Source organism: Paenibacillus sp. 4624 (genome assembly GCF_050435065.1).
GTDB classification, from domain to species: Bacteria; Bacillota; Bacilli; order Paenibacillales; family Paenibacillaceae; genus Paenibacillus; species Paenibacillus amylolyticus_D.
In genome coordinates this window covers 375,112-389,832 of the sequence record NZ_JBNDJR010000001.1, presented here as the reverse complement: position 1 = coordinate 389,832, position 14,721 = coordinate 375,112, and the positions used below count along the sequence as shown (strand labels likewise).

Sequence of the window (14,721 nt, the reverse complement as noted above, 5' to 3'; positions counted from 1 at the left end):
CAAAAATCGAGTAGTCATAAGATTATGTACCTCGATTTAGTTGGTACACATACTATATCAGACCTTACATGTCACATGCTGTCGAATCGTGCAAAAAAATAGCACCTTTAATGGTGTTAAACCCCACTTGACAGTGTTAATTCGTGAACTTTTTTCGAACATGTACGCGAGATCCGTCAGAAAAGTTTATCCATGTACCTTTATCAGTTGCTTCTTTACTCTTAATTTTAGTTGTATTAACAATTGTAGACCTATCCATAGACTCGAATCCATATGGACTGTAGGCTGTGTCTGCGTCCTTCATCAGATGTATGGCGATAAATGATCCCTTCCGACCATGAAAGGCCAGTGTGCGCCCGGCATTACCACTAATCTGCCAGGGTTCGATGAAATTCACGTCTTCCTCCAGCGAAAATAGAACGAAATCTGAATCATCGTCCTGTCTACCATGCATTTTAATACCTATGATTTCCAACTATGTACCCCCTTAGATGCTATGTATACATAGTAATGCAAGAAAGTCATGGAAGCATCGGACAAAATATACCAAGGAAATAACGGGAAATGATATAATAGTTTGGCATGCATAATAGTAAACTACCGCAACCGATGCGGAACTAATGAGGAGAATATGAAACATGAATTGGAACTGGGATTGGCTTTATCTTATTTATTCAATTGCAGCAGTGATTTTAGTGTTTTCATTTTTGTGGAAGATTATCGAAAAAGTAGTGATTATATTAGTGATTCTACTGTTAAATGATAGAGCGGGTGTATTTGTGGTTAACATCTTATCTTTATTGCCACATTATTTATTCGCTTCTTTCACAGCGTTTACCGTTATCGGGATAAGTGGAAACGAAAAGGATTGGGTTCTAATAACAATAGGCGGATTATTCTTGTTTTTTAACGAAGTATGGGGAGTAACATTGGCTAAGCAAGAGGCGGCAAAAAATTATGATTTCAGTACATACAAAACATTAAACTTTAAATACTGGGTCATCTTAATTGAAATGATCTTCTATATATATGTTATATTCGACCCGAGACCAGCGATTAACATTCTTACTCGAGGAACAGCAAATATTATAGATTGGGTGCAAGACATTCCGTTTCTTAACTGGATTATAGCGGCAGCGGCATTTATATATGCTATCTACATTTCTTTGATAGCCTTAGCTTCTATTTTAGGTTCTTTCGCATCGTTATTTACGAGAAATAATAATTCAAACCAATAATCTGCACCCTCCGGGGTGCTTTTTTCATGCATATACCCTACAATACAGACATAGAAGATAACAATTAACGCACGGAGGTTAGACATGGAAAGAGTCGCTATATATTTACGTAAATCCAGACAGGACATGGAGGCCGAAGCACGTGGCGAGGGAGAAACATTAGCGAAGCACAAAAAGTCCTTAATGCGCACCGCCAAATCAATGAGTCTTAATATAATCAAGATACGTGAAGAAGTCGTCTCCGGTGAGAGTTTGCTTCACCGCCCTCAGATGAATGAATTGTTGAAAGAAGTGTCGTTGGGAGAGTACGACGCTGTTTTAGTCATGGATGTTGACCGGCTCGGACGCGGTAACATGCAAGAACAGGGTCTGATCCTGGAGACATTTCGAGAGTCAAACACGAAGATTATTACGCCGCGAAAAGTATATGACCTTAATAATGAATTTGATGAAGAATACAGCGAGTTTGAAGCTTTCATGGCCCGCAAAGAATTAAAGATTATCAACCGCCGGCTACAAGGTGGTCGTGTGCGGTCAGTCGAAGAAGGGAATTACATTGGAACTCGTCCTCCTTATGGATGGGAGATACAAAAGGAATATAAATCTAGATACCTGGTTCCTCACCCTACACAACATAAAATTATGACGATGATGTATGAATTATATGCACACGAAGATCCAGAAAAACGTTTGGGTTCTGCGAAGATTGCCAATCACTTAAACGAACTCGGGTTTCTGACATACACAGGCAAACTCTGGAAGGCAGAGTTGGTGCTTACTGTGTTGAAAAACCCCGTAAACATCGGATATGTCGTCTGGGGAAAGAAACGGTCAAAAAAGACGACGACTGGACGTGTCGTTAAAACTCAGGAAGAAGGAACATACACCAAGGTATATGGTAAGCATCGTAAATATGTAACACCGGAATTTGAAGCTTTATATTACCGTTCTATGGATCTGCTTGGAGAGAATTATCATGTGCCATACAAACAATTAAGTGGGATAGTTAACCCTTTGTCTGGATTGATCAAATGCGGAAAATGTGGTTATGCCATTGTACTGCGCCCATACACTGACCAACCAAGCCATTTAATGTGTCCGAATAAAGCATGTGACTGCAAAAGCGTACAAGCCAAATATGTATTTGATGCAGTTATCGTCGGTCTGCAACAGTGGCTAGAAAACTACCGAATTCAGTGGGATAAACACAAGCCCGTTAAAAAATCATCGAACGCTTTGGATTTGAAGGAAATACAACTTAAGGCGTTCCAGAAAGAAGCCGAAGAACTGGAACAGCAAAAAGGAAGGTTGCACGATTTTCTTGAACGTGGAATATATGACGAGGAAACTTATTTGGGGCGTTCTGCTGCCCTGGCTGAACGGATTTCCTCAACTCAACAAGCGATTGTTCGAACAGAAGCCGATATTGTCGAGGAATTGAAACAGAAGGATGCACAACTGAACATCATTCCTTTGGTGAAAAACGTGATCAAGTTATACAAGAAGACGGACGATCCGGCGAAACAAAACGCATTGCTCAAAAGTGTTATTAACAAAATCGTGTATACCAAAGAGAAGCATGAGTTTAAAGACAATTTCAGTATTGAGTTGGATGTGAAGATAAAATGACCCCGTATACGGATAACCATTGAAGGTTAATTCATTTCCTTCTTTATCCGTCCCAATGGGGTCATGCAGGGATACGTCTTTTCGTGTTTTTTTCAGGGATCTGAGATGCATCAGGATTTCGTTTTCAATACATCTCGCTGCAAATGTAGCAAGCTTTGTGCCTTTGCCTTGCTGAAAGCTTTCGATAGCTTTGATCAATCCAATCGTTCCAATTGAAATCAGGTCTTCCTGATCTTCTCCGGTATTGTCAAACTTCTTGACGATATGCGCCACAAGACGCAGATTGTGTTCAATGAGCAGATTGCGCGAGTGGGCATTACCTTCAGCCATGAGGCGCAGGTGTTTGGCTTCGTCATCCTCAGCGAGCGGCTGAGGAAACGCATTGTTTTTGACATACGAAACGAGTAACGTTAATTCTTTGATGAACAGGGCTATTGCGGTAAACAATCCGGGCACAGATGACACCTCCTGCAGTTTTACAACGATCTGGCCTGAGCACATAAGGGAACAGGGTCGATCTATTGTATGTGGGCAGAGGCCTAGAAGTGCACGTACCATTAAATCCGCACCAAAATAAACACGTTACACGCTCACCGTTACAACTGAACCCACTCTCTCCAGCAGCAAAAACTCTTTCTCCACACTTTCAATAAAATAGGTTCTCTCCCCAAACAAAATCACATCATGCTGCACCAGCGGAACTTCGCTTTTAAAATAGATAACGTTATCCGTTTCCCGAAATGCACCTTTATAATAAAACATCGTAATTGGTTCCTCCTCTTTCATGAAACTACCTATGTACGTCTCATCTTATACTATACTGTTTACCCTTCCGATCTGAATCTGTTACACCCAAAAATACATAAAGCCTCAGGCCATGTACAAGACATGCCTGAGGCTGATGCTCATCCGAACACTCCCATCTTAACGCTACACTCTTATTAGAGAATAGTGTGGATGGCACGTTCAGATGATTACTTTTGGATGGGAGCTAGTGTACTATTTAAAAATGCGTTGCGAGAACTGATAAAGGCCACTGTTCCAAACTTTTGGCTCATGTCCGCCAACATCTTGATACCAAATGTGTGGAACGTTCATACTGCTGAGACCATTTTTAAAGTTCTGGCTCACCCACAACAGGCCATCACTTCCTCCGCAGGAAATCCAGAGCAATTTCAGTTTGCTGGCTGCCTGTCCAGGATTCGTGATCAATTGGTTCACAGGCTTCGTATTCGGCGCTGCCGAGAAGGCACCTACATAAGCGAACGTATCCAGATTCTTCAATCCAAAGTTGAGAGATTGTCCGCCACCCATGGACAGACCAGCAAGTGCACGATTGTTCTTATCTTTATAGACGGGATAGTTTCTCTCAATGTGAGGGATGAGATCCTTGAGCAAATCTTGCTCGAACCGTTCAAACGCGGCGACCTTATCCGGTGCATAAATATCACCTATCGGGCGGTCATCCTTCATCGCACGGCCATTCGGCATAACCACGATCATCTGCGACAGTTTGCCCTCAGAATACAGGTTGTCCAGAATGTTCTTCGGTTTCATTGCATTAGCCCACTCGTACTCATCCCCGCCAATACCATGCAGGAGGTACAGCACGCTATACTTTTTATTAGGTGAATATCCAGGCGGCGTGTACACCATCGCTTTCCGTGCATTGCCAACCGTCGTAGAATTATAGGTAATGAGGTTCATATTCCCATGCGGAATGTTATTGCGGTAGCCATCATACCCCGGTGGTGCCGGTACAACCGGCGTTGAATTTAGAGTATTGTTTACCTCATTGTTGGAAGCATTGGTAGATTCATATGCAGTGTTCTGAGCAGAAATTTCGCTAGATTCCGTGGCAGACGCCATCGTTGGAGCAAGCATAGCAACAACCATAGAAAGACTTAAAAGGATAGAAATACGTTTCTTCATTCACTTTTCTCCTCTCAATTGGGTTAATCACAAGCAATACCTCTGTCATGAAAGCCCTTACAAATAAATCCACCACCTCCCTTCCGTCATACGCAATGCGGGTAGAATACGTTGAAAATTGTAGATTAAACTTGATTTCTCTTTTTAAAATTACTTATATAGTATATTTAAACTTATTTATCCATTTTTTGCAACTATATTCGACACTTTGTATCTACGCGTAATCTACCTTTATATAAAAGCAAAGAATTCACGCTTCTCTCTTCTAACAAACCTCACTATAAAAAATGTAAATTACTGTTGTTAAATTGAATATTTTACCTTATTATAATCTCAAACAAGGAGGTGTCTATACCAATTCACACTTTTTTCTCGTTTTTTCTTCCTTCAAGGCATTTTATTTCACCAAGTCAGGCGGCATGATTGATTGTTCTGCAAACCAACTATTTCTTGGGAGGGAAATGATTGTGAACAAACTTCGCTCATCTATTCAAAAGACATGGGCCTCATTTTTGGTTTTCACGTTATTGCTGCCTTTACTTGTCGGCCTTTGGCCTACCAATGCCTACTCTGCTTCTAACAACGAGGGAAAACTATACATAACAGCCGACAATGAATTTTCACTTTTTGTAAACGGCAAACAAGCAGGTAAAGGGGATGACTGGACCAAAGCGTATACGTTCCCTGTCCCCATTCAACCGGGTACAAATGTGATTGCGGTTCAAGCCAAGGACTGGGGTTCGTACGCCGGACTGCTGGCAGATCTCAGTTATGAAGATGAAAATTTGGTTACCGACTTCAACTGGAAAGTATCTGAACGATACGTTGAGGGTTGGGAACAACCTAGATTCGATGATACATCCTGGGCACGTGCTTCCGATTTTGGACGTTATGGCATTGACCCGTGGAGACAAATCCAAGGTATGCCGGAAGAAACAAGTGCACGTTGGATCTGGGCAGGCAAAACAAATGTGGATGCCCCCATTGCGGAAGCTTATTTCCGCATTACATTTACCATTTCGGAAGACGGCCTGGGGGTCAGTAATCCGATTACATCCTCCGGTCAGTTTGAACAGGTCGATTACCAATTAAAACCGACGCAACCTATGCCATCTTCCATTGTACAAAAACTACCCGTCGTTAATTCCGTCTTCGAAACGGTGGAAGAAAAAGGTTCAATCGAACTGAATTCCCGAGAAGCCGCTCAGATTGGAAACCTGCTTTCACCTGGTCAGATTTTTCTGGATGAGTCCTCCGCCAGGGCAATCAAAGTGGCTAGCACCAGCAAAAGCAAAGATGGATTACTGGTGGATTACACTACACCTGGTGTAGATGAACTGTTTGATTATTATGATATTCCTGAGCAGGAAGTTTCTTTGGAAGAGCGAAATATTGTCATGCCTGATCTGGATATGGTGCTGGAAAGCAATGAACGGCTCGGAGCATCCTCCCTATCTGATGAGCAGACAAACATGGATCAAGAGATCAAACATTTCAACATTGATAACACGCTCCAGCAAGAGGCTAATCTCTCTAATCCAGATTTTCAGACCAATGAAGCCCTTACAGCCGCTACTCCTACGGACCTGGGTGGCATCATATTAGATCAAAGTGATGAAACTTCGATTCATGAGAATGACGAAACCTTGATCCATGAGGGTGAAGAAGCTTCCGCAGGTTTGAATCAAGCAAATTCCGCAGACATTACTGAAGCAAACGCCATTGATATGAATGAACTTATTCGCACCGCTGGAGCAGGTGATTTTGCCACTTGTAAAAAATCGGGCAACGAATTTGTCTGTGATTTCAAAAAAGTGCTTGTGAATCAACAAAATGCAAACGGTAACAAAGTTTACGTTGAAGCGGGCGGCAAACTTACATTGATCGCACCCAAAGTAACGGGAAAATACGGTTTCTGGGGAAAATACGATCTGAAATTCACAGCAGGCGAGAAAGCGAACGTCTACATTAAAGGCGACGCCAAATTCAAAAAAGAAGTTAAAGTGCCGATTATGGGCTTCAATATCGGTGCAGGTAGTCTGGGCTCCGTATCCGTTGGGGTATTCCTTGTCATTGGTATCGATGGCAATGTCACATTTGAATTCCAAGTGGATCAGGGGTATACCGTAACTTTAGGAGTAAAAGGTAAAACACGGGCCTATATTCCTGTACAAATCAAGCCTTACAGCAATGTGAGCCGTTATCTTACCGTCACACATAAAATTGAAGGACAAGTTACGGCTTGGGCAGGAGCCAAAGCCGAAGTGAGTTTGAAAATTGCAGGCAAAAAAATATTAGAGGTCAGTGTGTTCGCAGGCATTGAGGCTACAGGAAAGTGGACAAGCAGCAACAGCGTTCCAAGTACCATGTCCCTTACCATTGATGCGCTTGTGAAAGGAGAAGGAGCTGTATTTAATAAGTCCTTCAAACTCTTTGAGCTACGCTGGAACCTCGTAAGACTGGTGAAAAACCCTACAAATCCGGGAACCGGGCAGAACCTGGCGAGAAATGCTACCGTAACGGCATCCTCCACCTATCCAGGGTACTCCACAGCCCGAATCAATGATGGCCACCGTAACACGGCACTCGGGGAAAGCTATAGCTGGGCAAATAATCGTAATTCGTCATTACCGCAATATGTCATTCTTGATCTGCCTGCATCCAGTTCCATCCAGCGAATCGATCTATACACAACCAAGGGTTATGTCCTTGCCAACTACGACCTGCAATACTGGAATGGTTCAAGCTGGGTAAATCTCGTTCAAGTCACAGGCAACCAGGAAACGACACGATCACATACTTTTGCAGCCGTTAACACCTCCAAGGTACGTGTCGTCGCTAGCAAAGGGCCTTCACATCAGCCAACCTATGTTCGAATTAACGAGCTTGAAATCTATTAATATAAAGTACAAAAAACCTCAGTTTTCTTGTTTCTAACAAGAGACTGAGGTTTTCTTCATTGTCATTAGTCCATCTATGGTAATCTAATGTACCGATACGGGACGAATAGCATCTGCACCTTCAGGCGAAGATTTCTGATCCTGCTTAAAGAAACTGAGTAAAAGTCCAAGCAATCCAAGTGCTGCAATTACTGCAGCATAGATTGGCACTGAGATCAGCCCTGTATGTGTAATAGCGAATCCGCCGAGATAAGCCCCCGCCGCATTCCCCAGATTAAACGCAGAGTGACTGGATGTTGTCGCCAGTAGCGGAGCTTCACGCGTCATATTCATAATGCGAAGCTGCAGTCCTGGCATAATGCCAAAGGCTGCGACCCCCCAGAAGAAGATCGTGATTACGGCCAACACCGGATTGTGCAGCGTCAGCGTTAATGCAGCAAGCAATACTGCAAGAATGCCAAAGTTTACAATAAGCGAAGGCATAAGCTTCCAGTCCGCCAGACGACCACCAGCCATATTCCCTAGTGTAACACCGAAGCCAAACAACACCAGAATCCAGGTTACACTCTGCTCCGCAAAGCCGCTAATATCAACCAGCATCGGCGTAATGTAGGTGAAAACTGCAAACAAACTTCCGCAACCCAGCGCTCCGATTAGAAGCACGAGCAATACCTGTGGACGGATCAGATTGCGGAACTGTTGTCCCAGGTTAGCTGGTGTACCTTGCGGAATAACCGGGATAAAACGAATAATCCCAAACAGTGAAATAATGCCCAGAATTGTGATCGCGCCAAAAGAGGAACGCCAGCCGAGCTGTTGACCGATAAATGTACCAAATGGAACACCGATAATATTGGCGATGGTCAGTCCCGCAAGCACTACCGACACCGCTCCCGCCCTCCGGTCTGGTGTTACAAGCTTGGTAGCCATGATTGAACCTACACCAAGGAACGTACCGTGAGCAAATGCCGTCAGAATACGTGCCGAGATGAGCAGCCCATAGGTGGGTGCAATGACAGATAACGCGTTACCCAAGATGAAAATACACATCAGTAGCACCAATAGTTTTTTCTGCGGAATCTTGTGCGTGAATACAGTTAGAATGGGAGCGCCGACGGCTACACCGAGTGCATATCCCGTAATTAGTTGTCCCGCCTGTGGTATGCTGACGTTAAGATCCGTTGCCACATTAGGCAACAAACCCATAATAATAAATTCAGTCATGCCAATGGCGAAAGCTCCAATCGTCAAGCATAACAGTGACAAAGGAAACGGTTTTCGTTTACCAGACTCTGGAGTCTGTGACGTACTCGCGGATGCTGCCTTTTCACCCGCCGTAGGTTCTAAGGAATGTTCTGTCTTACTCATGATGTTTTCTCTTCTCCTGTCCTTCATGTATCTATTGTTTTACGCTAAGCTCTTTCTCTCCATGTTCTATGATGTTCTATGATCTTCTCTTCATTTCATCTCTTGTTACCTGCCTAACATACGATCCGTAAGCCTGGACTTCCTACTTCTCCTGCGCGGCGCTGCCCGATGCTTTTAGCCATAATGCCTCATTTAACTGATCAAACGTATCTCTCATCGCCAGCTTGTCCTGCCAATACGATGGAATCCCACTTCGCCCGTAATATGCACCCGCTATCTGTCCATAGACAGCACCGGTTGTATCTGCATCATCTCCCAGATTAACGGCAAGCAATACGCCATCTGAAAAACTGGATGACTTGTTGAACGCCCAGAGCGCGGCTTCCAGAGAACGAACCACATACCCACTGCCTTGAATCTCGGGTGGTTCTTTACGCCCATATGATCCCATAACCACTTCTTCGATGGCAGGTGAAAAAGAACTCCCTTGCTCCGTCCGCCAGCGCTTCATCGTCTCTGGAGATAACATTGCGGCCTTGTCTGCTCCTCGGAATCCCGCCACAAGAATAGCTGCCAGCACTTCGCAGGCCTCTTCACTTTCCGTCGCTGCATGTGTTGTCCGCGAACTCAGCCCTGCGTAACGAACCGCCTCCGACGGTTGAAGCGCATAAGCCATGGCAACTGGAGCAAGTCTCATGATAGAGCCATTCCCGGCAGTCATGGGGTCAGTTGATCCACTGTAGGCTTCACCGGTTCGAGCAAATCGTTCCAGTGCGCTTCGCGTAGCTCCACCAATATCAAAACAATCTCCAGTACTGCTCATATAACCGATCTTATACCAATTCGTATAGCGGCGCATCTGATCAGCGGGATCAAAATTAGGCTGACGCACCAGACTTTCCGCCAAACAAAGAGCCATAGAGGTATCGTCAGTCCATTCTCCCGCTTTTAATCCAAACACTCCGCCGCCTACCATATCTGTAACAGGCTCGAAGGTGCCCGGACTGCTGAATTCAACGGTTGTTCCTAGCGCATCTCCTACTGCGAGCCCGATCAAACTGCCCTCAAAACGATCTCTTTGCAACATGTTGTCTTCCTCCTTCACATCACTTATCTAACAGGCAATTCATGGCCTCATTGTGCTTCCTCAATTAAATTTACAAACCCCATTCTCTCCTACCCAGCTTTACAAGCTCATTCTCTTATTTTCCCACATGCGCTGATCTGGCGTAAAGCAAATTAAACCAAACACGCTGAATCATTCCTTCTATTATAAACGTGTCGAAAGCTGTTGAATGATCAAATCCAATCCATTTTCATAAAAAAATATTATTTTATTTGTGCTGAAAAAAAAGTTCATCCAGTATATCGCTTACATGCAACGGGCTTAACGGTTTGCGAGGAATGATACTTTCTGAAAACAAATCACATATATGAAAATTTTCAATGTAAACATTCGTAACACACTTGACCCTATTCTTCGTCCTATGATACGGTTTTGTTAGTTCGAACGCATATTTTTTCCCAGATTAATATTCATTTTCAGCTTTTCGCGTCAACTAATGTTCCGCATGTTAATGAATATACGGGAATTTATTTGCAGAAAGTTTACAAAATGAAATGATTTATTTTTCAAACCCAACGCAAATTCTGAAAACAGGAGGAACAAATGTATGATTAAGGCACTGATTTTTGACTTCGATGGAACAATTATTGACACAGAGACAGCGTGGTATATTGCATTTCGTGATGCGTACAAAGAACATGGTGTTGATCTGACACTTGAGATGTATTCTGAGTGCATTGGTACCAGTCTCAAAACCTTCAATCCGTACGAGTACCTCATCACAGATTTGAACCTTCCGATTGATCGGGATGCGTTCAGGGAATCGATTCAATTGCAACATGCTGCATTAATGAACAAAGAAAAGGTTCGCCCAGGTATACAGGAATATTTGGAACAAGCAAGCAAAGCCGGTATAAAGCTCGCTGTAGCTTCCAGTTCCAAACGTGAATGGGTAGAGCAACATCTGGAGCAACTGAAATTAAAAGACTATTTTGAAGTGATTCGCACGGCAGATGATGTTGCCAATGTAAAGCCCGATCCGGAACTGTACAATCATGCACTTGAAGCCCTTGGAGTAACTCCAGACGAGGCCGTAGCCATTGAGGACTCACCTAACGGCGCGCGTGCAGCTGCTGCTGCGGGTATGCATTGCGTTGTCATCTCGAATACCATCACTGGAACGTTGGAATTCGAGATGCCTCACCAGCGGCTATCCTGCCTGACCGACCTGCAATTTAACGATTTGATCTCGAAGCCACTCGTCACCACCGTGTAGGTCTGAACGAATTTCGTCATCCAATCTTAAAGGGGGGAGTTCACACATGAAAGCTGTACATTTTGGTGCGGGCAATATAGGCCGCGGGTTTATCGGTCATATGTTGTCCGCTTCCAACTATGACGTCTGCTTTGTCGCTCGTAACCCAAAGAATATATCGTTGCTTCAACAGAGGCAAGAGTATCCGATCACTCTTGCCAATAACGAACAGGATACAACTATTGTAAACAACGTAACCGCGATTAACGTAAACGAGCAGCATCGTGTCGCGGAAGAGATTGCATCCGCTGATCTCATTACAACAGCAGTAGGTGTATCTGCCTTAGGGGATATCGCCGAACCGATTGCAAAAGGCATCTATCTGCGCATGAAAGCCAATAATCATAATCCTCTGCACATTATCGCTTGTGAAAATGCGATTGGCGGGAGCACCCGGCTGAAAAAGCGTATCTATCCTTTTCTGGATGAGTCCACCCGTGCCAAAGCCGAACGTTTTGTTTCATTCCCCAATGCAGCTGTGGACCGGATTGTTCCGGCTCAGAACCACGAAGACCCGCTGCAGGTCACGGTTGAACCTTTTTATGAATGGGTCGTTCACCGCCCGGCAATGCTGGATGGGTTTAAAGAAATCGAGGGCGTTCACTATGTTGATTCACTGGAACCTTATATTGAGCGCAAAATGTTTACGGTCAACACGGGCCATTGTGTCGCCGCATATTTCGGTTACCTCGCAGGCTTGAAGACCATTCGGCAGGTTATGAGCAACACGGCTCTTCGCGCCAAGGTACGTTATGTCATGGAAGAGACGGGAGCTATGCTGATCCGTAAACACGGTTTCAACGCTGATAAACATCAAAAATATATCGATACCATATTGGGACGGTTCGCCAACCCCAATCTCACCGACCAAGTAACACGGGTCGCTCGTTCTCCACTTCGCAAGCTTTCACCTCATGACCGGCTTGTTCGCCCAGCGATGCAGGCCAGTGAATTCGGAATCGCTATTCCTCACTTAACCTCCGCGATGGCGGCCGCTATGCTGTTTGATGACAAAAGCGATGAGGAAGCCATGAAACTGCAACGTTATATCCGTGAAGATGGACTCTCTCCTTTTATCCGCGAACGTATGGGCATTCCCGAAGAACATGTCCTTCATCATCACATCATCACCCGTTATGAAGAGCTTCAAGGGCACAAGGTACTTACCTGAGCTTGAGCTCAGTCTGTGGATCGACCATGTCCGTTGACCAACAACATCATGAACACGGCAAACAGCCGGGAGGAACTTGTGCTTGGTCCTGTTCCTTCCGGCTCTGCTATGTTTCTTTTTCAAAATACCCTATGCTTTAAGATCTGCTCACCTGCTCATCCTCTCTCCGTCAACAGCAAAACAGCGCATCCCCTCTGATCAGGAGACACGCTGCCCACAGCTATTGCTTTATTCATTCTTAATGGAATTCACCGATGCATATACCATAGGCAGGAACCCTTCGGAAGGTTCACCCACTGGCGCATCAATGTGGAAAATGAATCCATTGCTGTCCAGTTCTTTGACGATGAAATATTGCGTTTTCTTCCCATTCTGAGACATCATAAATAGTCTTGCATCTTTCATCGGCCCATTGCTGAGCTGCTCAGGCGTTAATTCTTTGACTTCTCCCACCTCGGACAACTCCGCCTTCGCGTCCATCTTTAAATAATCCAGATTAAAGTCGGAAGGTAGCTTTTCGATCTCTACCTTGTATCCAGGATCAATCTTCATCGTTAACTCATGGTCTTCTGCATCAAAAGCCATCGGCTCAAAGATATATAACGAATACCCTTTAGTCTGTACCAGAGTTACTGGCCGCTTCTCCGTGATTCCCTCTACCGTCACTTCCAGCTCTGACGATTGTGGACGTTCTGATGTAACGATGTTTCCCGCCCCAGTACCGGTTTCATTGTCATCCGCAGATGCAATTTTAGTAATACCAGTGAGTACCAGTTGTTTGGTTGATGCATCCACCGTTTTTTCTACATATTTGAAACGAACCGAATCCTCATCATCGATATCGTCCAGTAATTTCTGCATATCCTCGCCCACCTGAAAAGACATCGCTTTATCCTTTACACGAATCTCAACCGTGTGCGGGTCCGCCCAACCCGTCAGAATGCCCTCTGTTTCAATGACATCCCTTTCCTCGGGCTTCTGTTCCGGAACTGGCGATGTTTCCTTTGTATTGTTCACAGATGGTTGAAGTGTAGGCGCGCTACTCCCGCAAGCCACAAGCGAGAATCCCATGAGCAGAACCACTAATGTAGTGCTGACCTTTGCCCTATTCCTTTTTCGCATATGAACACCTCCGTTAGCTTAAACGCAATGCTGCTTGTCCATGTTGCTACATCCATTGAACCAGCGATGCTTCACACTACGATCAATCCAGGTAGCAGAGCACCCTTTCAATCGCTGATTTGTGCAAAGACGATTCGTTCTATTTATATAGCTTCCTATAATATCTACTTACACGGGAATCAGGTAGCTCAATCACGCATAAACGGTATTCAAAGGCCAATTCTCCAGCTTAACCCGCTTGATCCAGCTTGACCAATTGCGCATTCGCAGCGTTGAATGCTTGCGTCTGCAAGTTGAATTGTTTGCGTACTTCCGCAAGCTTGGCGTATTCTTCATTACGTGTACGGATGGCACGTTTGATTTTAACCAGATTCGGCTTAACATTTGCTCGCATGAGCCCGTACAGTTGTTCCTCAGCATTCAGGCTATGCTCATATGAAACTACAAATAGCTCAAAGGTTTTGGCTCTTGCCTCGTATTGATCCAGCACTTTACCTGCATGAGCAAGCGTCTCTTCCTTCTCAATAGTAAGCTCCTTCAGAGAACTGCGCAGTGCTTCAATTTTCTTTCCTGTGTCCTGCATAACCTTCCCCGTCTGTTCAAGCAACGCTCGACGTTCCTTAATATCAGCCTCTGCTTGATCAAGCAATGCTTCGATATTGCTGTTCTTTTTCTTGCCTTTGCTTAAAATGGTTTTGTATAATTCCATATCCTCTGCTTCATAACGTGTCAAAGCCTTCAGGCTTTTCTCGATCTCCTGACCGCTCTGCACCAAACGATTTACCTGATTGGCCGCAGGCTCCTGCGGCTCTCCACACCCGCTAAGTAAAAGCATCAGCAATAGGCTGCATACTGCAAGTGTAATTTTTTTGCTCGTGATTAACATGTGTTCTCCCTCTCTTGCCATAACCATTAAAGGTCCATCATTATGCTCTTCTCATGTACATACTACACCCGGCGTCATCTTGTAACATACAACG

The 14,721-nt window shown here is 44.4% G+C and carries 12 protein-coding genes and 1 pseudogene; 5 read left to right on the top strand and 8 right to left on the bottom strand.

The annotated features are described in order from the left end of the window. Positions 1-136: 136 nt before the first annotated feature. Positions 137-475, bottom strand: a complete 339-nt coding sequence (locus ABIE27_RS01690) for a LytTR family transcriptional regulator DNA-binding domain-containing protein (RefSeq protein ID WP_429349775.1) — start codon at positions 473-475, stop codon at positions 137-139. Positions 476-638: 163 nt separating this feature from the next. Here ABIE27_RS01690 and ABIE27_RS01685 point away from each other — a divergent pair, with 163 nt between their 5' ends. Then, positions 639-1,238, top strand: a complete 600-nt coding sequence (locus tag ABIE27_RS01685; protein WP_429349774.1) for a hypothetical protein — start codon at positions 639-641, stop codon at positions 1,236-1,238. 84 nt (positions 1,239-1,322) lie between these two features. Beyond that, positions 1,323-2,867 (top strand): recombinase family protein, encoded by a 1,545-nt coding sequence (locus ABIE27_RS01680; protein ID WP_429349773.1) that lies wholly within the window; start codon positions 1,323-1,325, stop codon positions 2,865-2,867. Between the two features lie 24 nt (positions 2,868-2,891). Here the strand turns inward: ABIE27_RS01680 and ABIE27_RS01675 are convergent. From ABIE27_RS01675 to ABIE27_RS01665, 3 genes and pseudogenes are all read right to left on the bottom strand, one after another. Beyond that, a pseudogene (locus ABIE27_RS01675) lies at positions 2,892-3,323 on the bottom strand (sigma-70 family RNA polymerase sigma factor); the annotation flags it as partial. Between the two features lie 126 nt (positions 3,324-3,449). Next, positions 3,450-3,629 carry a hypothetical protein gene (locus ABIE27_RS01670; RefSeq protein WP_123062654.1) on the bottom strand — a complete coding sequence of 60 codons (180 nt, stop codon included), beginning with the start codon at positions 3,627-3,629 and terminating at the stop codon, positions 3,450-3,452. Between the two features lie 237 nt (positions 3,630-3,866). Then, complete coding sequence (locus ABIE27_RS01665) at positions 3,867-4,574, bottom strand: alpha/beta hydrolase (protein WP_429349979.1); 708 nt, start codon at positions 4,572-4,574, stop codon at positions 3,867-3,869. Between the two features lie 692 nt (positions 4,575-5,266). On the opposite strand from ABIE27_RS01665, the gene ABIE27_RS01660 reads away from it, so the two are divergent. After that, a complete protein-coding gene (locus ABIE27_RS01660; RefSeq protein WP_429349772.1) occupies positions 5,267-7,699 on the top strand; it encodes a hypothetical protein in 2,433 nt (810 codons plus the stop codon). Positions 7,700-7,783: 84 nt separating this feature from the next. On the opposite strand, the gene ABIE27_RS01655 is transcribed toward ABIE27_RS01660, so the two are convergent. Further along, positions 7,784-9,067, bottom strand: coding sequence for an MFS transporter (locus ABIE27_RS01655; RefSeq protein WP_429349771.1), 1,284 nt, complete (start codon positions 9,065-9,067; stop codon positions 7,784-7,786). Between the two features lie 142 nt (positions 9,068-9,209). Further along, a complete protein-coding gene (locus ABIE27_RS01650) occupies positions 9,210-10,154 on the bottom strand; it encodes an ADP-ribosylglycohydrolase family protein (protein WP_123062657.1) in 945 nt (314 codons plus the stop codon). A gap of 586 nt (positions 10,155-10,740) precedes the next feature. Here ABIE27_RS01650 and ABIE27_RS01645 point away from each other — a divergent pair. Both ABIE27_RS01645 and ABIE27_RS01640 read left to right on the top strand, forming a co-directional pair. Further along, positions 10,741-11,409, top strand: a complete 669-nt coding sequence (locus ABIE27_RS01645; RefSeq protein WP_429349770.1) for an HAD family hydrolase — start codon at positions 10,741-10,743, stop codon at positions 11,407-11,409. Positions 11,410-11,455: 46 nt separating this feature from the next. Further along, positions 11,456-12,619, top strand: coding sequence for a mannitol-1-phosphate 5-dehydrogenase (locus ABIE27_RS01640; protein WP_429349769.1), 1,164 nt, complete (start codon positions 11,456-11,458; stop codon positions 12,617-12,619). A gap of 228 nt (positions 12,620-12,847) precedes the next feature. Here the strand turns inward: ABIE27_RS01640 and ABIE27_RS01635 are convergent, their stop codons facing one another. Both ABIE27_RS01635 and ABIE27_RS01630 read right to left on the bottom strand, forming a co-directional pair. Continuing rightward, positions 12,848-13,741 (bottom strand): hypothetical protein, encoded by an 894-nt coding sequence (locus tag ABIE27_RS01635; protein ID WP_429349768.1) that lies wholly within the window; start codon positions 13,739-13,741, stop codon positions 12,848-12,850. A gap of 229 nt (positions 13,742-13,970) precedes the next feature. Beyond that, positions 13,971-14,627 carry a YkyA family protein gene (locus ABIE27_RS01630; RefSeq protein ID WP_429349767.1) on the bottom strand — a complete coding sequence of 219 codons (657 nt, stop codon included), beginning with the start codon at positions 14,625-14,627 and terminating at the stop codon, positions 13,971-13,973. Between the last annotated feature and the right edge of the window lie 94 nt (positions 14,628-14,721).

Coding starts and splice junctions, on each gene's coding strand:
- ABIE27_RS01685 (WP_429349774.1), top strand. CDS start 639: ATGAATTGGAACTGGGATTGGCTTTATCTTATTTATTCAATTGCAGCA.
- ABIE27_RS01680 (WP_429349773.1), top strand. CDS start 1,323: ATGGAAAGAGTCGCTATATATTTACGTAAATCCAGACAGGACATGGAG.
- ABIE27_RS01670 (WP_123062654.1), bottom strand. CDS start 3,629: ATGTTTTATTATAAAGGTGCATTTCGGGAAACGGATAACGTTATCTAT.
- ABIE27_RS01665 (WP_429349979.1), bottom strand. CDS start 4,574: ATGAACCTCATTACCTATAATTCTACGACGGTTGGCAATGCACGGAAA.
- ABIE27_RS01655 (WP_429349771.1), bottom strand. CDS start 9,067: ATGAGTAAGACAGAACATTCCTTAGAACCTACGGCGGGTGAAAAGGCA.
- ABIE27_RS01650 (WP_123062657.1), bottom strand. CDS start 10,154: ATGTTGCAAAGAGATCGTTTTGAGGGCAGTTTGATCGGGCTCGCAGTA.
- ABIE27_RS01645 (WP_429349770.1), top strand. CDS start 10,741: ATGATTAAGGCACTGATTTTTGACTTCGATGGAACAATTATTGACACA.
- ABIE27_RS01640 (WP_429349769.1), top strand. CDS start 11,456: ATGAAAGCTGTACATTTTGGTGCGGGCAATATAGGCCGCGGGTTTATC.
- ABIE27_RS01635 (WP_429349768.1), bottom strand. CDS start 13,741: ATGCGAAAAAGGAATAGGGCAAAGGTCAGCACTACATTAGTGGTTCTG.
- ABIE27_RS01630 (WP_429349767.1), bottom strand. CDS start 14,627: ATGTTAATCACGAGCAAAAAAATTACACTTGCAGTATGCAGCCTATTG.